The 21,688-nt window shown below is 39.2% G+C and carries 24 protein-coding genes; all 24 read right to left on the bottom strand.

Features of this window, described 5'->3' with window-relative positions:
- Positions 1–473: 473 nt before the first annotated feature.
- The 24 genes from AB1422_06080 to AB1422_05965 all read right to left on the bottom strand — a co-directional run bounded on the left by AB1422_06080 (position 474) and on the right by AB1422_05965 (position 21,161).
- Positions 474–3,011, bottom strand: a complete 2,538-nt coding sequence (locus tag AB1422_06080; GenBank protein ID MEW6618901.1) for a DEAD/DEAH box helicase family protein — start codon at positions 3,009–3,011, stop codon at positions 474–476.
- Positions 3,001–3,777: a DUF1828 domain-containing protein gene (locus AB1422_06075; protein MEW6618900.1), complete on the bottom strand. Its 777-nt coding sequence runs from the start codon at positions 3,775–3,777 to the stop codon at positions 3,001–3,003. The genes AB1422_06080 and AB1422_06075 overlap by 11 nt, the downstream gene beginning before the upstream one ends.
- Before the next feature lie 4 nt (positions 3,778–3,781).
- The gene (locus AB1422_06070) at positions 3,782–3,931 is read right to left on the bottom strand and encodes a hypothetical protein (GenBank protein MEW6618899.1); all 150 of its coding nucleotides are present in this window, start codon (positions 3,929–3,931) and stop codon (positions 3,782–3,784) included.
- A 5-nt stretch (positions 3,932–3,936) separates the two neighbouring features.
- Positions 3,937–5,610, bottom strand: a complete 1,674-nt coding sequence (locus AB1422_06065) for a site-specific DNA-methyltransferase (GenBank protein ID MEW6618898.1) — start codon at positions 5,608–5,610, stop codon at positions 3,937–3,939.
- A gap of 189 nt (positions 5,611–5,799) precedes the next feature.
- Positions 5,800–6,129 (bottom strand): four helix bundle protein, encoded by a 330-nt coding sequence (locus AB1422_06060; GenBank protein MEW6618897.1) that lies wholly within the window; start codon positions 6,127–6,129, stop codon positions 5,800–5,802.
- A 148-nt stretch (positions 6,130–6,277) separates the two neighbouring features.
- Complete coding sequence (locus AB1422_06055; protein ID MEW6618896.1) at positions 6,278–6,910, bottom strand: class I SAM-dependent methyltransferase; 633 nt, start codon at positions 6,908–6,910, stop codon at positions 6,278–6,280.
- Positions 6,911–6,919: 9 nt separating this feature from the next.
- Positions 6,920–7,600 carry an energy transducer TonB gene (locus tag AB1422_06050; GenBank protein ID MEW6618895.1) on the bottom strand — a complete coding sequence of 227 codons (681 nt, stop codon included), beginning with the start codon at positions 7,598–7,600 and terminating at the stop codon, positions 6,920–6,922.
- Positions 7,590–8,000, bottom strand: a complete 411-nt coding sequence (locus AB1422_06045; protein MEW6618894.1) for a biopolymer transporter ExbD — start codon at positions 7,998–8,000, stop codon at positions 7,590–7,592. Before AB1422_06045 ends, AB1422_06050 begins: the two co-directional genes overlap by 11 nt.
- On the bottom strand, positions 7,990–8,658 hold the full coding sequence (locus AB1422_06040; protein ID MEW6618893.1) for a MotA/TolQ/ExbB proton channel family protein: 669 nt from the start codon (positions 8,656–8,658) through the stop codon (positions 7,990–7,992). The genes AB1422_06045 and AB1422_06040 overlap by 11 nt, the downstream gene beginning before the upstream one ends.
- 102 nt (positions 8,659–8,760) lie before the next feature.
- Positions 8,761–10,938 (bottom strand): TonB-dependent receptor, encoded by a 2,178-nt coding sequence (locus tag AB1422_06035; GenBank protein MEW6618892.1) that lies wholly within the window; start codon positions 10,936–10,938, stop codon positions 8,761–8,763.
- A gap of 509 nt (positions 10,939–11,447) precedes the next feature.
- Positions 11,448–11,567, bottom strand: a complete 120-nt coding sequence (locus AB1422_06030) for a FeoA domain-containing protein (protein ID MEW6618891.1) — start codon at positions 11,565–11,567, stop codon at positions 11,448–11,450.
- 61 nt (positions 11,568–11,628) lie between these two features.
- Positions 11,629–12,069: a Fur family transcriptional regulator gene (locus AB1422_06025; protein MEW6618890.1), complete on the bottom strand. Its 441-nt coding sequence runs from the start codon at positions 12,067–12,069 to the stop codon at positions 11,629–11,631.
- Between the two features lie 686 nt (positions 12,070–12,755).
- Positions 12,756–13,040 carry a J domain-containing protein gene (locus tag AB1422_06020; GenBank protein ID MEW6618889.1) on the bottom strand — a complete coding sequence of 95 codons (285 nt, stop codon included), beginning with the start codon at positions 13,038–13,040 and terminating at the stop codon, positions 12,756–12,758.
- Positions 13,037–13,204 carry a hypothetical protein gene (locus AB1422_06015; protein ID MEW6618888.1) on the bottom strand — a complete coding sequence of 56 codons (168 nt, stop codon included), beginning with the start codon at positions 13,202–13,204 and terminating at the stop codon, positions 13,037–13,039. Before AB1422_06015 ends, AB1422_06020 begins: the two co-directional genes overlap by 4 nt.
- Complete coding sequence (locus AB1422_06010) at positions 13,201–13,743, bottom strand: class I SAM-dependent methyltransferase (protein MEW6618887.1); 543 nt, start codon at positions 13,741–13,743, stop codon at positions 13,201–13,203. Before AB1422_06010 ends, AB1422_06015 begins: the two co-directional genes overlap by 4 nt.
- On the bottom strand, positions 13,736–14,218 hold the full coding sequence (locus tag AB1422_06005) for an MOSC domain-containing protein (protein MEW6618886.1): 483 nt from the start codon (positions 14,216–14,218) through the stop codon (positions 13,736–13,738). Before AB1422_06005 ends, AB1422_06010 begins: the two co-directional genes overlap by 8 nt.
- 297 nt (positions 14,219–14,515) lie before the next feature.
- Positions 14,516–15,391 (bottom strand): SWIM zinc finger family protein, encoded by an 876-nt coding sequence (locus AB1422_06000; protein ID MEW6618885.1) that lies wholly within the window; start codon positions 15,389–15,391, stop codon positions 14,516–14,518.
- On the bottom strand, positions 15,392–18,388 hold the full coding sequence (locus AB1422_05995; GenBank protein MEW6618884.1) for a DEAD/DEAH box helicase: 2,997 nt from the start codon (positions 18,386–18,388) through the stop codon (positions 15,392–15,394).
- Between the two features lie 561 nt (positions 18,389–18,949).
- A complete protein-coding gene (locus tag AB1422_05990) occupies positions 18,950–19,345 on the bottom strand; it encodes a cupin domain-containing protein (protein ID MEW6618883.1) in 396 nt (131 codons plus the stop codon).
- Positions 19,346–19,536: 191 nt separating this feature from the next.
- On the bottom strand, positions 19,537–19,932 hold the full coding sequence (locus AB1422_05985) for a hypothetical protein (protein MEW6618882.1): 396 nt from the start codon (positions 19,930–19,932) through the stop codon (positions 19,537–19,539).
- Between the two features lie 59 nt (positions 19,933–19,991).
- Positions 19,992–20,204, bottom strand: coding sequence for a type II toxin-antitoxin system HicA family toxin (locus AB1422_05980; GenBank protein ID MEW6618881.1), 213 nt, complete (start codon positions 20,202–20,204; stop codon positions 19,992–19,994).
- A complete protein-coding gene (locus AB1422_05975) occupies positions 20,201–20,446 on the bottom strand; it encodes a type II toxin-antitoxin system HicB family antitoxin (GenBank protein ID MEW6618880.1) in 246 nt (81 codons plus the stop codon). Before AB1422_05975 ends, AB1422_05980 begins: the two co-directional genes overlap by 4 nt.
- Positions 20,447–20,607: 161 nt before the next feature.
- Positions 20,608–20,892, bottom strand: coding sequence for a CopG family antitoxin (locus AB1422_05970; protein MEW6618879.1), 285 nt, complete (start codon positions 20,890–20,892; stop codon positions 20,608–20,610).
- Complete coding sequence (locus AB1422_05965) at positions 20,889–21,161, bottom strand: BrnT family toxin (GenBank protein ID MEW6618878.1); 273 nt, start codon at positions 21,159–21,161, stop codon at positions 20,889–20,891. Before AB1422_05965 ends, AB1422_05970 begins: the two co-directional genes overlap by 4 nt.
- Positions 21,162–21,688 lie beyond the last annotated feature (527 nt).

Here is a 21,688-nt window from a genome sequence, read left to right as displayed (position 1 = left end):
TTAAATAAATTATCAAAGAGCAGATTATGTTAACAAGATTTATCTCAAATTTTAGTTTTTTTAAATTTAGTTATATCTTGCTGGGGGATAGTCTGTCTTTTTTTACTTGACATTATACCGCACATCTGTTAATTTATTTTTTGAAAACCTTTATGGCTCCTAATGTTCTTGCAATACCCATTTCCATTCCCAAAACACATGCAGTTAAAATGATTGCCAGTACATTTATAGCAGGACCGGAATAAAGAAATGTGTAAGTTTATATACTTCTTTCATGATTCTCCTGAAAATAGTTTTTTCACGCAAAGGACGCAAAGGTAATTTTTCCCCTTATTTCCCTTTGCGTTCTTTGCGTGCTTGGCGTGAAACTTCCTTTCTCCTGAAAATCGGGACTCGGGGTTTTCAAATCTAAAATATCCCTTGACAATGTCTGCTCACAAACTGCTGTTATACGCTCTGCCGATCTACTCTCACTACACATTAGTACTGAATATTTTATTGATTCTTGCCTCCCATTCATCTTCAAAAATTACCTGAAATTCAAATTTCTTTTGGGCAAAGTCTAAATTCAATTCTCTCCAATCCCTCTGTTGTCCCAATCTATTACAGAAATCAAAGACATTCTTTTTATAATCAGTATCTTCATTTTTTAGATGTATACCTTTTGCCTCAACTACATACACCTTATTGTAATCATCTTGTTTTTTGTCATCGGTATCAGCAAGAATAAAATCGGGATAAATTCTGTGTTTCTTCCAACCTTGAACATAGTAATCTTGCCTCGATAAGTTCCTATACCACCACAGGAGTTTTTCCTGCTCATCAAGGTAAAGAGCCACGGATTTTTCCAACTCGTTAAACTCCTCCTCTGGGACAGAATCAAATAGGCTTAGTTGTATTGGGGTGTTATCATGCCTTACCAATAATTTAGAACTCTTCTTTACACTTATCCTCCCTGGCAATTTGTATCCACCCCTATCAGAAAGTAAAAAGAACCAAAGGACTTTTTGCTCAATCAGCTTTCTAAATACTTGCTCTGATAGTCTATCTTTTTCCTTTGTAAGGTGTTTTCTTAACTCTTCGATAACAAAAGCAAGATTATTAGCAACCGTTTTTTCATCGTAGTTCTCTAAAAAAATATCGATTGCTTTTTTACCAATTTCATAAGCTACCCAGGAATTTGGAACAATATCCAAAATTTGTCTGGTGAGAAAAACCTTATTAATTTCCAATCCCCCTTCTTTAGAAACTCGCCCTTTCTCTTCAATCAGTATTTTTGTATCCTTACTAAGCCCAACAATAACTTCTTGTTCTTCAGTCTGTGATTCTGCCAGAAGAATATCTGTTAATACCGTAAGATTAACTTTGCTCCAGTCTATTCTACTCAAAATATCCATTTCATAATTAACATCACGCCAACTTTCCCCTTCTTGAATAACAAACTTCGGCAGATAAATCTTTCCTTCAAACTTTTTAAACCTTTCTCTATAACCAACAGTTCTTTCTCTTGTTGCCTCTATACTTTCCAGATCTCCTTCATCTACAGAGACCCTTCCAGCCAGATCTCCTAATCCTTCTGATTCAAAACCTCCTTTTACATTTTCCAAAAGCTCTGTTGCCTTTGGGCGAAAACAGATGACATAGCTCTCATCAAGCTCTTTTACCTTTGTTTTTCTTGCCTTCGGTTGCCTCAAGATTCTTCCCACTAATTGAGTAATACTCAATTGAGAACTCGGATTGGTCAGGATTGCAAGAAGATAGGCAAAGGCACAATCCCAACCTTCCTGCAATGCCTGTTTGGTAATGATATAGCGGATTGGACAATCTCTGCTTAAAAGGTCAATTCCCTCAATATCATCCTTTTCACTACTCTTTATAGCTATTTCTTCTACTAAAATTCCGCATTGCTTAATCAGATATTCCTTTACATCCTCTGCATGGATATACCTTGTTCCTCTCTGTTCTTTACCTGTTCTTTCCGCTTGGATAAGGCAAATAGGCCGGATATACTCGCTGGTATTGGCCTCATATTGTTTGGCTTTTTCTTCTAAAAAGTTTCTTTTCTCAACAGCCGCCAGCATTGCATCTTTCCAGTCAAGGCTTGCTTTATTGGTAATGTGCAAATCAAGCTTAATCATCTCTTCCCGATTAAGTTCTTGCCCACTAATATTTACCAGAATATTGCTGTTTTTAGGTGGAGTGGCTGATAATTCTACTAATATCTCCGGATTGAAATCTCTGATTGTCTTTTGAGCAACCTCACTGTATGCCTTATGCCCTTCATCAATGATAATTATAGGCTTTAGTATTCTCAAGGTATTCCCAAGAGAAGTCTTTACCACCCTACCCCAAAACCCTTTTTCATCCCCAAAACAATCTAAATTTGTAAATTCTTCTAAGAGCTTTTTATTTCCTTCTCTATCATCTTCCTCAGGGAAAAATTCACCAAAACCACCATTATCCTTAAAGACCTTTAATACCTCTTTATTCTGCCTGCTGGCTGATGGCAACATAAGTAGCATGAGCACCAGATTTTCTTTTACATCTAATTTAGTGAACCTATCTGTTTTTTCTAAGATAATCGTTCTGCCAGCACTTGAAATATCCAAAACCTGACGATATGGATGTTCACGATTTTTTAAGCTGGCAAGTGTTTGCTTATAAATTTGTGTGGTTGGCACAATCCATAAGACAATCCCTGTTTGTTTCTTTAGATAAGTCCTATTTATTAAGTCAATGGTATGACAGGCAAGTATTGTCTTGCCACCACCTGTTGGAATCTTAAGGTAGAAATTTGGCAATTCCTCACCCAGTCCATTCTTCTTGGAGTGATAGGCTGTTTCAACAACCTTTTCCCAGGCTTTAAGCGGAAAGTTAATTGACAGTTCGGGGTCTAGTTCTATTGCCTTTGCATTCTTTGCCCTAAATTCAGCAAGGGAGTCAAGATAACGCTTAATCTGCTCTAATGTCTTTTTCTGATACTCTTTAAGTTCCATCTTTTTAAGTCCCATCCCTCGAAATTAGATATTTTTCAATGCGGTCTTTATTTAAGGTAAAACTTGAAAATTGCTTTTCGCAAACATCACTAAACCTTGCTAAAACTTTTCTGCCGATAGTCTCCTGGTCTTCAAAAACAGCCATTGAATAAAATGGTATATTCCATTTCTCAAACTGTAATAAACTTATTGTTGCATCACGGCATTTGTCATCGTTGGGTATAGCAAATATAAAGAGTTGCTCTCCCCTCCAATTCACCTTACAATCAACAGTATATTTTGCTTCAGGGTCGTATCTCTTATCATAATAATCAAAAACCCTTCTATCTTCAGGAACTTTTTCAGCGATAAAAGATTTGAAATCTTCCATAAAAGTAGACTTGACTCTTTCCTGTGAAAGATAGGATACATCAGTTACCTTTAATACCCCTTGAACAAAACTATAAAGTGCATCTCCATAGGCTTCATTTTCTACTGTTGTTACCAACTCACCGTTTTTATCTTTGATGTCAAACATTGATAAAGCAGATTCAATAATCTTTTGCCTTGTCCCCCTTTCTAAATCTTTCATATCAAGGTCATAACTTAAATGCATATAGGTATGCCCTTCATCCGAAATAACCCAGCCTCTATCCGATTTTTTCAACAAAGAAACTAAATGGTCACCATCTTCAAACATAAAGGGAGTGGATATTCTGAATCGCTCTTTTCCTTCTTGAACAATCTTTATTTTATCGCAAACCTTTTCTCTAAAATCTTTCTCAATTGATAAAATGTCCATCGTATTACCTCCTTAAAACAATTTTAAATGTCAGTTCCCTCTCTTTATGACCTCTCTTTTCTTTCATCTGGAACAATTCATTGTATTCTTTTGGAAGAGTCTTTTTTTCTTGAATAAGTTGCAATATCTCCTGGTCATTTAACACTATAGACATCTCAATCACTCCTTCAACTTATAAATCTCAAACGGCAATTGGCAGTAATCAATCCGGTATTCTAAAAGATATTCGGTATCAAGGTATTTGCTGGGTGCAAAAACCAATCGCTTTTTGCCCTTGTAAGTCCCTAAATTCTTTGCCCTATCAAGCGTAAGTGCGGTGGATTTAAGATATTCAATATCTGACTTGTAAAACAAATAAACCTCGTATTCCTTTGATTCACCGATAAAGTTTTTATTCTCATCAACTTCTGATGAGTCAAATTCCTCACCTGTAGCAGTATAAAAGACATATCTTGCAAGCTCAAGGTAGGTGGGCAGCTTATCGCCTTCTAAAATACTCTCCATCTCAATCGGCTCACCAAGTTCAAAATAGCTGAATGTGCCACCTAAGCCTTCTTTTAATTTCTCATCTCTTGCATTTGGGACACCCTTGATAACCCTTCTCACCCTTTCTGCGGTTATTCTGTCTGCATAATCTTCACATTCAACCAGGATGAATTTACGATTGCCGCCATCTTCTTTGTTTAGGTCTAAAACTGCATGGGCTGTTGTGCCAGAGCCAGCAAAGGAGTCAAGAATAATATCTTCTTTCTCCGTGCTTAGCAGAATTATTTTTTTAATCAATTCAACTGGTTTTGGAAATTGCAGATTTGACTCACCAAAAATTTCTCTAAGTATACGCGTTCCTAATTCTGTCCTCATTTCTTTTTCATCCCACACTGATTTTGCTTTTTGGGTTGCCTTTCGATTTTTTTCATAAATATTCCAACCACCGTCTTTTCTCTGCCTTGCTATCACAGTACTATCTTCTGGTCTCTTTGAAATATTTCTAAGCAGTAATTCTTGACTCCACCGCCAGCAACTATCTTTCCCCTCACTGTTTTTAGGGAATACCTCTATATGAAAATTATTATCTTTTTCTAAAGTTATAGCGCAATGTTTATTTGTATCACATAAATTGGGGTTGATATAGATTGGATAAAACAAATTCGGACGATTTTGCCGATTAAATTTAGGATTTCTATTCCGCAACTCTCTTAATTGGTAGTTACCTTCTTTATCCTTAAAAGGAAACTCAGATATATCTTTAGGTAACTCACCTACTTTAACAAAATCTGTTTTGCCATAACAAAGAATATATTCATGGGTCTTCGCAATATCCAAATAATCCTGTCCTCCCTTATTTGCTACTGTAATAATTTGAGAAATAAGGTTTTGTTCACCAAAAATCTCATCCGTTAACATTCTCAAACGGTGGACTTCGTTATCATCAATACTTATAAAAATCACACCATCTTCTCTTAATAACTCTCGCAGAAGTTTCAATCTTGGCATCATCATACAAAGCCATTTATCATGGCGGGTCAAGTCCTCAATATCAACCACCTTACCGAGCCACTCCTGCATCATCGGAGAGTTGACATTATCGTTATAGACCCATCTTTCATTTCCGGTATTGTATGGTGGGTCGATATAGATACATTTCACTTTGCCGGTATAAGTGGGGAGAAGGGCTTTTAGGCTTTTGAGATTATCCCCATAAAGTATGAGGTTATCATTAAGGCTAACTTTATCAGTCAAACTTTTATCTTTTTTAGGGACAAGCTGATGATACTTCACCGATAGATGATGATTCTGGACAAATGTTTTTCCTTTAAAATTTAGCGTTGCCATTTATTTTATCCTCCATATAGTCTCAGGCACGGCATGGTGTATCTTGTATATTATCAAAAGAATTCGTACATTTCTCTCTATGGGTATAGATTCTCCTTAAAAAATTTACCCAACGCTGATAAGAATTATTGTAACTATTCAGCATACCAAGCAAGTAGGAAGTAGGAAGTAGGAAAGGGGGAAAATACTTCATACTATTTTACTCTTAATTGATTTGATTAAACCTATAAGCATCCTACTCACTTCTTCAGATATATCCCAAATGGATTGAAAATCTGGCAGATAATTAAGATCTTTAGATAGAATTAGATAATACCTTAGTTCTTCAAGAGATCCCTGGCTTATATTATAGGCATTTAACTTATTCTTTATGCCTTGTTTCTTAAAACCTTCTACAATATTTGCTGGAATAGAAACAGCCGCTGGGCACATCTGTTGCACCAATCCATATTTTTCTTCAGTGGGGAAGTTTTTGGTTATTTCGTATATTCTTATCACTAAATGATGGTTTTTTGCCATACTACAAGTTGTCTAAAATCATCTAACTTCTCATTCATTTTCTTTCCCTTTCCTACTTCCCTACTCTCCTACTTTCCTACAGGGTGAATAGTTACGAATTATTATAACCTAAAGAAGTATAATAGTCAATCATAATTTTTCAGTCAACTTAATACTGATTACTTTTTATCCCGCATATAACCACAAAACCACCTTGACCGTATCCCTGCCGATGGGGTTCTACTTCCTTTAAAATCTTCGGCAAACAAAAGATGGTCTGGATAGTTGTTATCTCCTTAAAATCGTTCACCTTCAGCAACTCTATAACCTCCTGAGCCGAATAAAATCTGGCTACCTTGTAAAACACACTATTCTTACTCTGATAGAGTTTACCAAGAAAGCTATCTTTGTCCACTATGCCAATAATGAGCCTACCACCCGGCTTAAGCACCCATTTAGACTCTGCTAAGACAGCCTGAGGGTTATCCACGAAACACAGGGTAACAATCAAGAGCAGATAATCAAACTCAGCCCCCTTAAAAGGAAGGTGCTCTCCGAGTGCCTGTATCACGCTTATCCCTCGTTCCGCAGCCTTTTTAAGCATTTTGTAAGATGGGTCTATGCCGACTGATGTCCCAAGGGGGGTAGCAAATCTACCTGTGCCTACACCTACCTCTAAACCTTTACCCTGAGGCAAAACACTTCTCACCGCCTCAAGCTCTGAAAGGTATGCCAGGCGATTCATTTCATACCATTCATCATATTTCTCAGCATACTGATCGAATAACTCTTCACTCTTCATTTACAATCCTCAATCAATGCAAGTAAACACAATATTCACCTGCATCTGAATCTGACTTCTCCCTACCTCTTCTGGTATAGGTGGAAAAGAAGCAGCTCGCTTGATGGTGCTACAGGCTTCCTTATCAAGAAGGCTGCTGCCTGAAGACTGACATATCTCTATCTTGTCTACACTCCCATCCGAAAGAATCGTAAATCTAACCTTAACTACTCCCTCAATCTCGTTCTTTCTGGCAAAAGCAGGGTATCTTTTTGCCTGCTCGATCTTCCTTCTAACCTTTGTTTGATAGTTTAGAATCGCTATCTTAGCAACATCAATCTTCGCTATGGTTACTTGTTCAACTGGTTGGGGAGTAACTTGAGGTTCTTCTACTTGTACAGGTTCAACCACTGGCTTCTCTTCTGGCAAAGACGCAGGTTTTGGTTCTTCAATAACCTCTTCTGGCTCTTTTGGTTTTGGTTTTGCCTCTTCTGCCTCCGGCTCAGGTTCTTTTGGTTTGGGTTTTGGCCTGGGCTTTTCTATTTTTTGTGGTGGCGGTGGCTTTTCTATTGCTATTTGGGCTATAAACTCTCTGGATGCCTCAACCTCAGGTGAGAGGAATTTTAATATCCCTTCTGGTATCCCCAAAAACAGCACATGGATAAGAATAGAAACAAGAATGGTAACTTTCAAGGGATTATCACTTAGCATCCTCATCACCTTTTTCAGTTGAAATTGTCAGGGCATCTGCTCCCGCTCCCTTAGCAATATCCATCACCTTGACAGCCAACCCCAGGTCTATCTTTTTATCTGCTTTGATAACTACAGTTTTCTTTTGCACTTCTTGTAATTTTAGTTTTAGGGCATCTTCTAAAAGCGAAATATCCACCTGTTTTTCATTAAGATAAATCTGGCTATTCTCACCTATAAACACAACAATTCTTTCTTCCTGCGGCTGACTGGTTTTAGCTTGCGGCAGGGTGATCTTTATTCCGGGCTGCATGATGAAATTAGCTGTAAGCATGAAAAATATCAAAAGCAAAAATACTATATCTATTAATGGAGCAATATCCAGATGCTGGCTTATTCGTTTGCGTCGCTCAAATTCCATAGTCCACATCCTCCCCTGAATGTTCAGAGTAATTTTTGCCTTCTTCTTTTGGCTTTCCGACTCCCAACCATTCAGAAACAAGTAGTCCAGCCTCTTTCATGGCAATAGCACAATTATCCACCTTACCTTCAAAATAATGATAGGCAAACATAGCAGGTATGGCCACAGATAGTCCAGCGGCAGTAGTCAAAAGTGCCTCCCAGATACCACCGGCTAAAACCGAGGCATCAACCCTGCCCCCTAACTCCTGTATTTTCATAAACGCTTTAATCATCCCGGTCACCGTCCCCAGAAGCCCTAAAAGGGGCGATACATGGGCAATAATTCCCAATACACGCAGGTTTTTTTCTAACCTGACTAATTCCTTCGTCCCCACTCCACTTACTGCCTTTTCCCACCTCTCTGCATCTTTTTGGCAGTTGCTTATGCCAGCTTCCACTACAGAGGCTACTGGGCCTGTAGCATTTTTTGCCAGCCTTAATGCAGTTTCTATTTTATTAGATTGCAGTGTCTGCTCGATTTGAAGCAAGAATTGAGATACATTTGTCTTTATCCGAAAAAAGTGGTACGCCCGCTCTAAGATAATAGCAATAGCCACTATCGAACATAGAACAATGGGATACATCAATACCCCACCTTTTGAAATAAACTCAAGCATAAAAAACACCTCCATTTTTTTGGTAACTGGTTAAATGGTAACTGGTTAAATAGTTACCAATTACCACTTACCAGTTACCAGTTACCAATTACCAATCACCAGTTAAAATGCTACTTCCATTCCAGCGTAAAGCATCCTGCCCGTGTAAGGTGCGTACATAAATGCCGCATCATCCGGATGCTTCTCATCCTGTACTTCATCAAATAGATTTTTAGCACCTACAAAGGTAGTAAGTCCATAATCTGGAAAACTTCTGGATATTTTGCTATTGACTACTACGAACGGCTCTGTATGCTTAATTTTGCTATTAGGATTCTCTACCTCTTCCTCCTGGCAATAATCAATGTACATTCTACCCGTATAGTTACAGTCTAATACAAGGTTCCAGTTCACCTTGTTATAATCCAGCTTAACGCCTGCTGTAAGCTCTGGAACACGAGGGATATACTTACTGTCAGAGGCATATTTACCTCCATGAGAATTTACCCAATCCGCTCGTTCTTTCTTATATTGGGCATCGGTGTAAGCCAGATTGCAGTCGAGATTGAGATTTTCGGCTAAGCGAGTTACCAGACCCAATTCTATGCCCTGGGTATAGGCGTCACCTATATTTGCCCATTCATAGGTATATCCTAACTTTGTAGCCTTATCACTGGCATCAGTAAAGCCAATCTTATCCTTAAGGTTTGTGCGAAAGATATTGGCAGATAATCTATATCTTTCTGCCTCATAATCTACGCCAAAATTTAGGCTTACCGATTTTTCAGGATTTAAGCCTGCACCTTTATAAACTCTTGGCGAGCCACTGCAAAGATGCAAATCTTCACTGAATCCATACGGTACACGGAAACCTGTGCCAAGACTTGTGCGGACGGTAGTTTGAGGATTTGGACGATACATTAACGCCGCTCTGGGACTAAATGCCTTTTCGTCGTAGGTAAGTTTAATCCTATCCTTGGGAGCAGCATCACCAGAACCTCCAAAATCATCCTCTGAGTTATGCCTGTCATACCTTGCCCCTACTACCAACTCCAGGGTATCGTTTAGAGATACTTCATCCTGGAGATAAATCCCTATCTCATCCGCACTCTTTTTGCTTGTGGAGAGATAGGTGCTTCCAGTAGCGGGGTCTGGACCTTCAAGGATTACATACTTGCCTGACTCCTCCAGCTCATTTTTGCCGTATTGAACCCCTGCTAACAGGCGATGTTTTTCTCCTGCCAGCCAGGCATAGTTCAAATCCAGCACATAAAGTTTTTCATCTGCCAGATAGGGTCGCATTTCATCTACGGGTGGAAATGCGTCATTATGAGTGTCTTTATAGTCACCCACAAAGGAATCATTAGTGGCGTTGCGATGATGGGTGCAGTAACTGAGGTTAAGATTTACTATTTGGTCTTCTGAAAGATTTTTTCTGTAACCAATTCCTGCCTCATACCGAGTAGTCTTAATATTCTCTGCTGATTCTGCATAGAAATTTTCAAATGTGTCTACATCACCACCCTGGCGCTGCTCATTTGTGGTTCTTCCTGAAAAACTGAGTTTGTCATCTCCAAACACATCGTACCAGTTTATCTCTACTCCCCCAGCAACATTGTCGGTTTTCACTCTATCCGTCAATCGTTCTTCCTCTTTTGAAAGACCTGAATCATCCTCTAATATTTCATCACCGGTAGTCTTCTGAGCAGTGAGCATCATATCCATATTTGCCTTTTTGGTAGAGGCAAATATTTCATAATTATTGGTTTTATGCTCTCCAAAGCTCATATTTACATTCATTGTAGGCTCTTTAGTTGGCTTTTTAGTGATGATGTTAATCACCCCGGCAATAGCACTTGCCCCGTAAAGGGCAGACCCTGCACCTTTTACCACCTCGATACGCTCGATATTTGCAGTTGGCACCTGCTGTAAACCATATACGGATGCCAGCCCGGAATATACCGGTTGTCCATCAATCAATATCTGGACATGTCCTGCTTCTAATCCTTGCATTCTGCAAACGCTGAAGTTACAATAGGAACATTGTTGTTCTACCCTTATTCCAGGTGTTCCTTCTAAAGCCTCGTAAAGATTTGTTGCCCCTTTTGCTTCAATTTCCTTGCTGGTAATCACCTCAGTGCGCACAGGGACATCTGCTATTACCCTTTCGCCCTTAGTGGCTGTTACCACTACCTTTTCCAGTTCAATAGCCTCCTCTGCTAAAACTGATTGGGGTAGGTAGAACCCCATCACTCCTGCCAGAATGATTACTGGCATTGTTTTTGTTAACCTTGTTAACATAGTACACCTCCATGTTTTAGTAATTGGTTAAATGGTAAATGGTTAAATGGTAACTGGTTAAATAATCACCAATCACCAGTTACCAATCACCAGTTACCAATTACCAATTACCAATTTTTAGTTGACACCAACCCCGCACTTATGGTATACTTATGCGTGGGACTGGTGTGTTTATCATGCCGGGTTCCGGCTGAAGGCGGTTTCTGCTTTTCTGGTTGCGGAGCCGCCTTCTTACTTTCTGGGGGACATCCCCGTATGAAACTTTTGCTTCCTAACAATCTTATCACCTCCTTTTTTTGTAATTGGGTAACTCGTTACCCATCATCACTTTAAATACTTGATAGTGTCATTGCTTTTATCACCTCCTCATTCTAATCCCAAGAGCCTTCCTCCCTGATAGATAATGAAGAATACTACCCAGGCAACTGCAGTGGTATAAAATGCAGCAAAGAAAGGCCAGCGACAGGAATTTGTCTCCCTCTTTATTACTGCAATCGTAGCTATGCAGGCTATATAAATTTGATAATCCCCATATCCAAAATCCGTCGATGAATAGAACCAGACCCTGTAACCTTTGTAATCTTACCCTTCTGGCCAGGTAAAAGCTCCTTCAAAGGTCTAGAAGCCATGATTTTAAGCCTCCTTTAATTACAATTGAGACGCAATCGCAATTATAATTTTAAAAAAATCTTAAGTATTGGAATCCTTATTACACATCTTACAATACCCTCTAATACCTAATCTATGCTCAACAGGTTCAAACCCATACCTTTTGCAAATTTCATCTTGCAATCTTTCAATCTGCTCTTCCTTAAATTCAATGACCTTACCGCACTCTATACAGAATAGGTGATCATGGTGGTCATGTCCAAAGGTATGTTCATAACTCGCCCTACCTTGGTAACGGAAGGTTTCTTTAATCAGATTACTCTCAACTAATAAAGGAAGAGTTCTATAAATAGTAGCTCTTGAGATATGTTCGTCTCGCTTACGCAAACGATCATAAAGCTGATCTACATCAAAATGTTTATGGGTGGAGAATACCTCCTCCAAAACAACCTCTCTCTCTGGGGTAAACTTCAACCCCTTCTGGTTCAAATAGTCTCTAAATATCTCTTCTTTGGTCATCATTTTAAACACCAATTGCAATTAAGAATCAATTTCAATTATTATACCACAATGTAATTTTTTTGTCAAGTATTTTTTTAAAAAATTTCCACCTGTGCAGTTAACAAATAGACCTGTGTCCAAAAAGGAGATATGGAGATAAAGGAGATAAAGGGATATATTTAGGAGTTTTTGGTGAAAGGGTTATGGTTAGTAGGCTAGTGCTCTGTCGCCATTCAAGTGATTGATTGGCCGTTGTCCCCCGCTGGCGGGGGTCTTATCGTTACCCACAAGTCCAAATATAGTTAATTGACAATTATCAATTAGCCATTATCAATTCACAATTAATATTTGATGTTGACAAAATTAACAAATAATGGTCAATTGTTAATTGTAAATTATCAATTGTTAATTATTGGGGGCTGCATATCTCTGTTATTTCGCAGTACTTCCCCTCAAAAATCTTCCCTCTCTCAAGATGTGGGTAACGATAAGGGCGGGGGTAGGGGGGTGGATTCTTCTATTTCAGATTTCATATTCCACCCCCTTAATCCCCCGCCAGCGGGGGACATCAATTGAGTAGCGACAGAGCACTAGTTTGGTTTAGGGGTTATAAAGTTAGTCTTTTTGCACAACTATCCTGACCTAACTCCTAAGCCTATCAGGAGCTGGCTTTTAAAAAATCACAGTTTGTGAGCTTTTAAAGTATATCACACCCCATCACCCCACATCCAGTCATGCATAAATCGTTCCATCACATCTGGGTTAGCCCGTTTGTAATCCTCTTGTCTAAAGGAGATTTTATAGTTTGAGCAATAGGAGATAAGCAATTTGTATGCTTGGTTTAGCCTCTTCATCTGCTCTTCTTCTCCACCTTTATCCGGATGAAGCTTTTTAGCTTTATTGTGATATGCTTCTTTTATTTCTTCTAAGCTGACCTCTTCATCCAGACCCAATATTCTTCTTGCTTCATCAAGGTTTTTAAAAGTTATCAATCTCTCTTTTCTCCATAAAATTCTTCATGGGCATTCCAGACAGGACACCACTTGCCATGCCACTGCATGAGCCTGCCCAACCAATTCTTTGGGTGTTTACGAGCATACCAGCAAAGAGGGCAAACCCGACACCCCACAGCCATAATCTTTTTGAAGATGTTCATTTCTTCGGTTCCTCCTTCAAAAGACTATATGTTCTTTTACCCTTTCTCGACAGCCTGAACAATTCTCTATTTGTTACTTTGGATATGATTTCATCCTCCTTCATATGGTGATCGCTGAAAGACAGGATTCCATTTGGCTTCAAAACCCGATGTAATTCTACTAATACTTTATTCGGCTCACTTAAGAGATGAAAAGTATCGTAGAATAGAATAACATCCATGGTATTATCAGGCAAACCAGTTTGGCAATCAGAAAGGATAGTTTTTACATTAGCTAATTTCTTTTTCTTCGCTCTTTTTTCAACCATTTTAGCTGCAAGTGGGTGAATATCCAGAGCATAAACTTTCCCTGACTCTCCCACTATTTCAGCAGCCATGATGGTGAAATATCCCGGCCCACAACCAAAATCAAGAACCTGAAAACCTGGCTCGATTTTCACTTCTTTTATGATCTTTGCGGGTGATAAAAACAGGTTCCTGATCTTTATTCCAATAGACGACATAAGCTTGAAATGAAAATCAGACATTGGTTTATTCATATTTACAACCCCAATTCCTTACTGAATTATCCCTCCTCGTTACCCTGATTTTGTCCCCAACCTCCACTTCCCCACCATTTATCACCTTAGCAAAAACACCTTTTGTGGGCAGAAGGGCAATTCCCTGGTAAGAAAAGCTGTGCCCACACATCTCTTCTGGGGTTTTGCCAAACTGAGTAATTGAAATCAGAGCGGACCCTATTTGCAATTCACCCCCAATCTTTAGTGCCAGCAGATCAATACCTCTGGTGGTAATATTTTCAGCAAAATTGCCTGGAGATGCAGGGATGTCTGCTTCTTCGATATCTTCCTGAGTCAGCAAACTCACCTGCTTATTTGTCCCTGCGTGAGCATCACCGACAAGCCCATAATCTTTTTGCAAGATACCGCTGCTAACATTCTCTTTTGAAACACCCCGTTTTTTACTTATGCAAACACCAACAACCCTACCTTCTGTCATTTTTGATTTTTTCATGCCTTCTTAGAAACCTCTGAAATAGAGATGAATAACTTCCACCTGTGCGATTAGACTAATTCATCGCACAGATGCAAAGGAAAAATATCGACCTGTGCAGGTAGAAAATTAAGGGAGCAGATTTTTAATAGTCAGCGGGTGGATTTAGTAAGCGGATTTAACGGATTTAGCGGAAAAGGAAATAAAAAAAATCCGCTCAATCTGTTCAATCCGCTTACAATAAAAAATGTAATCTGTTTAATCAATTATCCTTTTATTTCTAATTGCACAGGTCGAAATTTTTTCCTTTTTCCTTTTTTACACCTCTTTTGATGAATATGCAATTTTTATGGCTGAGTTACTTACATCTTTGTATATCTTCTCCATCGTTTTGTAGAAGTCTTTTTCAGTTCCCATCCAGAACTGTGGGACACCAAGCCGATGCAGAATAGCTGCATTTAAAGGTGGGGGATTTAACTCGAAGTGATAATCTATCTCTTTATTTACTTTCCAAAATATAGCCGGGTCACAAGCGATTGGCTCGGCTGCCTCTTTCTCTTCTTCAACAACTTCTTCAATTTCTCTCTGCACACTACCTCTTTCTTTATTTAATGCCTCTAACAATTCATCTTTCTTAAGACCTCTTAGATGGAATATCAAAAATGGGTCGCGGTCAAATGCCTCACCAACTATATAATACACTGCGGCAATATGCTTGCATGGATTTGCCCAGTCTGGGCAAGAGCAATCTGCCACAAAATCCTTCTCAGAGGTGGGGAATAAAGAAACCTTTGTTTCCTCAAACACCTTCTCAATATCATGAGGCATCTGTCCTGCCAACAGCTTTGCAGAAAATCGTGCCTGTTGTGACATAGTTTTTATTACCTCTGCCCACTCCTTATCTGATAAAGTCTTTACCTGTATCTTTATTGAATATGGTCTTCTTTGTGTGCCCTGCACCTTTGATGTGATAATACCATAATCTATGTTGTAGTCTATCACCTGACCTTTTCTGGCATAACTTCTACCTCGTCCAAGCCTATTTGACCAGCCAAAATTATTCAATACCTCTAAAAATCGTTTTGCCCACCATGTCTCACCTATTTCGCCTGCCTTCTTTCGTGTTCGCAGACCATCCTTTACAGCCTTTGGTCTTGCTGGTGTATAACGAGGATAATAATCCCAATATCTCATTTATTCCTCCATCACTGCCTCTTTACGCAGTGTAAAAAGCTGGCGTAGTTGTTTTGTTGAAAGCTCTGTAATCCAATTTTCCCCTGCACCTACAATCTTCTCTGCCAACCCTTTTTTCTTTTCTAATAGCTCATTTATCCTTTCCTCAACCGTTCCCTGGCAGATGAACTTATGCACCATAACATTCTTCTTCTGTCCAATACGAAAGGCTCTATCTGTTGCCTGATTTTCTACTGCAGGATTCCACCATCTATCAAAATGAAATACACGATTAGCTCTGGTAAGATTCAATCCCAGGCCGCCTGCCTTAAGGGAAAGCACGAATAGTCGTGGGCCATCTTCTTGTTGGAATCTGGCAATCATCTCTTCTCGCTTCTTCCTCGATACTCCACCATAAAGAAAAAGCACCTCACAAAGGAAAATATCCTCAAGGTAATCCTTTATCATCTTACCCATCTCGGCAAACTGGGTGAATATCAAGGCATTATCATTTTCCTCTAATACCTCCTCAAGCATCTCTTTGAGCCTTTCCAATTTCGCAGAGCGGGACTCAAGTTTACTCCTATCATGCAAGAATAGGGCAGGGTGGTTACATATCTGTTTTAGTTTCATAAGTAAAGCTAATACCTCTCCTTTCCTATCTATTCCTTCTTTTGATTCAATCTTTTTCATCATATCTTCCACCGTGGCTTGATACAGTGTTGCTTGCTCTTTGGTAAGTGGACAGAATGTATTTGCCTCTACTTTTTCTGGCAGGTCAGTGATTATCCTGGGGTCGGTTTTTAGTCGCCGCAGGATAAATGGTGAAATTACCTTTTTAAGCCTATTTGCTTTCTCCTCATCATTATACCGCTCTATAGGAATAGCAAATTCTTTTCTAAATTCAGTAACACCTCTTAAATATCCTGGATTTAAAAATTCCATAATCGACCAGAGTTCTGAGAGTCTGTTTTCAATAGGTGTACCTGTAAGTGCAACCTTTAGGTCTGCTTTAATGCTACGAGCAGCCTGTGCCTGCCTGGTATAGGGATTCTTAATATTCTGTGCCTCATCAAGAGCTATGTATCTAAAATCAAGATTTTGAAGGCTTTCTTTATCTCGATGTATCAAAGAGAAACTGGTGATAATAACATCTTTATTTTTTGCCTCTTTTTTAAATTCCTTGCCTTTAAGTCTTGTATGTCCATGATGAAGTAATACATTAAGGTTGGGAGAGAATTTGGCTAATTCCCTTTCCCAGTTACCCATCACTGATGTAGGGCAGACCAATAGTGAAGGTCCGGTTATCCCCTGCTTTTTCTGATGAAGTAATAATGCAATAAACTGAATAGTTTTTCCAAGACCCATATCATCCGCCAGACACACACCAAGCCCAAATCTGTTCATATAGTCCATCCATGATAAACCCCTTATTTGATATGGACGAAGAGTTCCAATAAAATCTTTTGGCTGAGGAATCTCTTTGATTTTGACATCACCTTTCAACCCTTCCAATAATTCTGCAAGCCAGCCTTCTGCCTCAAAACCAGCAAACAACAATCCCTCCTTATCTCCACCTCCTAAGGAAAGCCGAATAAATTCATTCAGAGGTATCTCTTTGTTTGTCTTAAGATATTTTAATATATGTTCTGCTGCATCAGGTTGAAGTTCAACCCATTGCCCCCTTATATTGACCAATGGAATCTTAAGCTTGACCAATTTCTCAAATTCCTCTTTAGGAATAGTTTCATCACCTACTGCTATTTGCCAGTCGAATTTTATAAGTTGAGAAAGCCCGAATTTAGAGCTACTTGTAGAGGGTGCAACCTTCATCATTACCCCAGCTTGTGTTCCCCTTTTACGCTGCATATCCCAGAAAGATGGGACGAATATACCAAAACCACACTCTTTAAATAATAATGAAGCCTCTTGTAAAAATGAATAAGCTTCAATTGTATCAATCTTTAATGCGTACGGTTTAGGTTCATTTAATGCCCGTTCTATTTGAGGAAAAAGCCGCATAGCAACTCCTAAGTCTGTTAGAAGCCTGTTATGGAAATCTCCTTTCAAACCAACCTTTTCTACCTTATTCTTTTTCTCCCAGGCATCCTTCACATCAATCAGGAGACTTGGGTCGTCTTCTGCCTGGAAAAGGAATTTTAAATACCAGGGTTCATTATTCCCTTTTGCAGGTTCAAGCCGAAAGCATGTTCTGAAGCCTTTTGCTTGAGGTTTTATTTTAAGAGGAGATGACCAATCCTTAAACTGGGAGTAAATAACATCTTGCCTTGCTACATCCAATAGGTAATCATCTTTTCTTTGTGCAGCAGGATATCCCTCTCCTACGAAAAATTCACTTAAATTATAGGTTATAGAATTTCTAATTGTATGGTTAATCAGGAAGGTCAAAAAACCTAAGATAAATTTTTCTTTTGATGGAATGCTTTTCTTAGTAACTGCACATCTGATAGCATCAGGCATAGAATCTTTAAGGTAAGAAAATAACTTTTTCTCTTCCTCATTTATAAATACAGGCTGCCAAAGACACGCAAGGCTTTTATCTTCTGTAATCTTAAGATAAGGAATGAATCTTTGTCTGGTAAGTAATTCAATGCCAAATCTAACTACCTTACTTAAAAATAGTATATCTTCACCCAGTAATATTTTCTTTTCTTTTAATTCCGTCTCATCAAGCAAAATAAGAAATTGTAAAATCTCATCGTCATTTACTACAACACCTGGTACCTTCCATTCCTTAAGCTCTGGTTTATCGTCTATCTCCATCAAAGACGAAGGGATAGGAAATGCTGGATAAGATGGAAGAAGTAAAACCTGTTGATGCGAAGTTGCAGAAATTTTAATAGATTCAAGTATCTTTTTTGAAGGCAGTGCATAAGGATGAATATTAGTTTTCTTTGGCTTTGTAGGCAGGTAAGGTTTTAACTGTTCTGCCCATAGGAAAAGTTTACCTTTTGCTACAATCTCATCTTCTAAAATCCATATTCCATGTAATTTCATCTCTTACCTCTCGTATTTTTTTCTTTTGGTGGCTATATTAAAATAACTTAACCGTTCAGCCACAGAGGCACAGAGTTCACAGAGAATTAGAGAAATTAGCCACAAATGGACACGAATTAATCTGTGACATTCGATAAATGTAGTGCGAACCTTTAGGTTCGCTTTCCTGCTTCAAGCAACCAATTAGCCACTATGTTTTGCTCGATCATATAGGAAAGTATAAAATATACCACGAATTTCACGAATTGGACGAATAAAAATGTGTCTAAGTGTCTGGTAGTCTATGTAACTCAGACACATAGACACCAGACCACCTGAACGGTTACAATATTCTAATAATTAGTATTCATTCGTAAAATTCGTTTAATTCGTGGTAACTTTTTCTCGACATTGGGGAGTCTGGATGCCTCCTTAAAAGCTTTCTCAAGTAATTTTGTCATGTTTCACCTCGTTTTGTTTCCGTACACCTAACAACTCTGCCGCTATGGATCGTCAGTACAATAGCATCAGGTGCAGAAATCTATTAGATTATCATCTCTAAGTACCGTTTGTGAGTGCTGTTTAAACTAATGCTGGAACAAATTTTGCCAGCAAATATAAGTCTTCTTCGGCAGCAATAACTTTATGCTTTTTCCCTTCAGGAATTACAACAGAAACACCTACTTCATAGAAAATTTCTTTATTAGCAAGAATACCTTTGCCTTTTCCACCAATTATCTCATGTAACTCCCATTTATCCTCGTGGATATGCTCTCCAATTTGACAACCAGATTCTACCTTCACCAAATGACAACTGAATTTACCATTTGTAGATTCTCCTTTCACAAGATGCTTTAATGAGACACCCTTGAATACTGAATGTGCATTCCATTCCAAATCTTTTACATTTACCTCTTTTTCAAAATAGACAATCTTTCCTTCCTCAACTTTCTTGACCATTTCGCTTGAAGTACTCATCGTTTTTTGACCTCCTTATAGTCTTCGTTGCAGCACAATGTTGCCTAACGACCAAGCTCAGCCGCCCGCCGGAGCGCCAACAGAGGCGGGTCGGCTGCAGCAAGTGTTAGGTAAAAGATTCACTTCGCCGTCTTTTTTCTTTTCTTCTTATTTCTGTATTCCATAAACAAAGGCTGACCCTAACTCACTGCTTAATTGCTCTTACCAACATTCCACGCTTCCTGAAATTCCTGAATTGTTGGTGGCAGAGTTCCGAACCAGTCGTATAAAAATACATCTTCACGCTTTTTGTGAAATTCATCTGGGACAGCATCAGTGAATCCTTCGCCTGGCGTGCCATCTTTGTTAACGACAATAATAGTTAATGGGGGAAGATTATTCTGATTGCAGAAATACATGATGTGCCCAAGAATAGAAGACAGTGGGCGGTTATCTGCGTATCCCATTAAATTCGCAAGATCTCCATATCTCACTGTTTGGCGATTGTTTGCCTTGCCAGCTAAAAATTGCCACGCCTGAAGCGCACGAATTGCTGATTTTTCTCCAGGATCCGCCTCTTCAACCAAATCTGAAAAAAGTCTAACCATTTCACTATTCCTCTTTTCGCCTAACAAGTTGTTAAACGGACTCTATATCAAATCACAACTCAGGCATTTTCAAAACTATACCAATCTATACCCAATTGTCGAACAGCCGCTCGGATGGTCCCCAACTTCAGATCACGACCGCCCCAGTCAGGTAAGGAGGTGACTCGTTGTGTATTTGGGTTGAACCACTTACGATGAGATCCAGCACTTCGCCAAGGCAATTCGTAGCAACCCAAGACAATAAACTTACGAGTTACTTCGCGATAGATCATGGAGTAGTAACCACCGTCTCTAACCACACAGGGCTATTGGCATCTGTCAGCTTCGTATTCACAGGTAGCAACCGACCTAGTTCTTGATAGGCTTCAACCACGGCTGTGAACGCGTCACGAACGTTAATCAATGCCTCCTCGATAGTATCTCCCTCCGTAACCAATTCTGGTAACAGCGGGGAAGTCACCGTATATCCACCTTCCTGTTGTGGTGAAAGTATCACTGGGAGTTTGTAAAGCATCGCTTTCCCTCCTTTTATTTACTTACCGTCTAACGATAAAGTTCAGGTGCGGCGGGGAGAATTACCACAAAAGTTTAATAGCAAGATAAAACTTTGAGAGACCACAAAACTTTGACCACGGCACAGTCCCCCGCCGTCCACTGCAACGCTTGGTTAGGCTTTTATTGATCGCCATCCTTATTTACTCTTGCGACAGTGAATTTACGTATGTGCTCCAATAGTAAGACGTTCACCAGCGTTTCAACTGACACCCTTTGGGCATGAGCTCGCCGTATGAGTTCATCCGCGACCTCTGGCAGAACCGTAATACGAATCGCTCGTTTATTAGGCGTCTCAAATCGAAACCATTCTCCATCATCTTCCATGAAAGCAGAGGTATCGAGATTATCCCAGAAGGCTGCTTCCTCTTCGTAAGTTTTGAATTCTGGTACTTGCAACTTATTCATTTTATTAATCTCCTGTAATTTCGCTTTTCCTTATCAGTCATATCTCGAGCTGTGATAGGTTTATACACTGTCTTTTTGACTTGCTCTAATACGACGAATAGGTAACGACCTTCTGCAGTCTGGCCGTATAATCGATAGCGATCAAGTCCTTCACGGTGAGCCAGATGGAACAAATCTTCACATACTTCCCATACTTCACGAGGTTCAACATTATGCCGAGCAATATGCTCAATGCGATAATCGTCCCACTCTAACTTGTTAATGTACATAACCCACCTTTTTACACCGAGATAAATACTTCATCCACCATGAACCTAACGATAAAGTTCAGGTGCGGCGGGGAAAATTACCACAAAAGTTTGATAGCAAGATAAAACTTTGAGAGACCACAAAACTCTAATTACGGCATAGTCCCCCGCAGTCAACTGCAACGCAGGGTTAGACAAAAGCTCTGATTCGCTGTCTTTCCCTTTCCCTTTTCCTCTGCCTCACCGAATTATTGTGCATTCCACATTCACGGTTGACCCTAAAATATCTCCTTTTTATTTTCTCACACAAAGCCACAAAGAACACAAAGGTTTATTGTTTTATTCAATTCCTTTGTGACTTTGTGTCTCTGTGTGATTATTTTTATTGTTCTAACGATAAAGTTCAGGTGCGGCGGGGAGGATTACCACAAAAGTTTGATAGCAAGATAAAACTTTGAGAGACCACAAAACTCTGACCACGGCACAGTCCCCCGCCGTCAACTGCAACGCAGGGTTAGACAAAAACTTTGATTCGCTGTCTTTTCCTT

The sequence above is a fragment of the bacterium genome (assembly GCA_040757115.1).
GTDB lineage: Bacteria > UBA9089 > CG2-30-40-21 > CG2-30-40-21 > SBAY01 > JBFLXS01.
The sequence above is the reverse complement of the archived record's forward strand: the minus strand, read 5'-3'. Positions and strand labels throughout refer to the sequence as shown.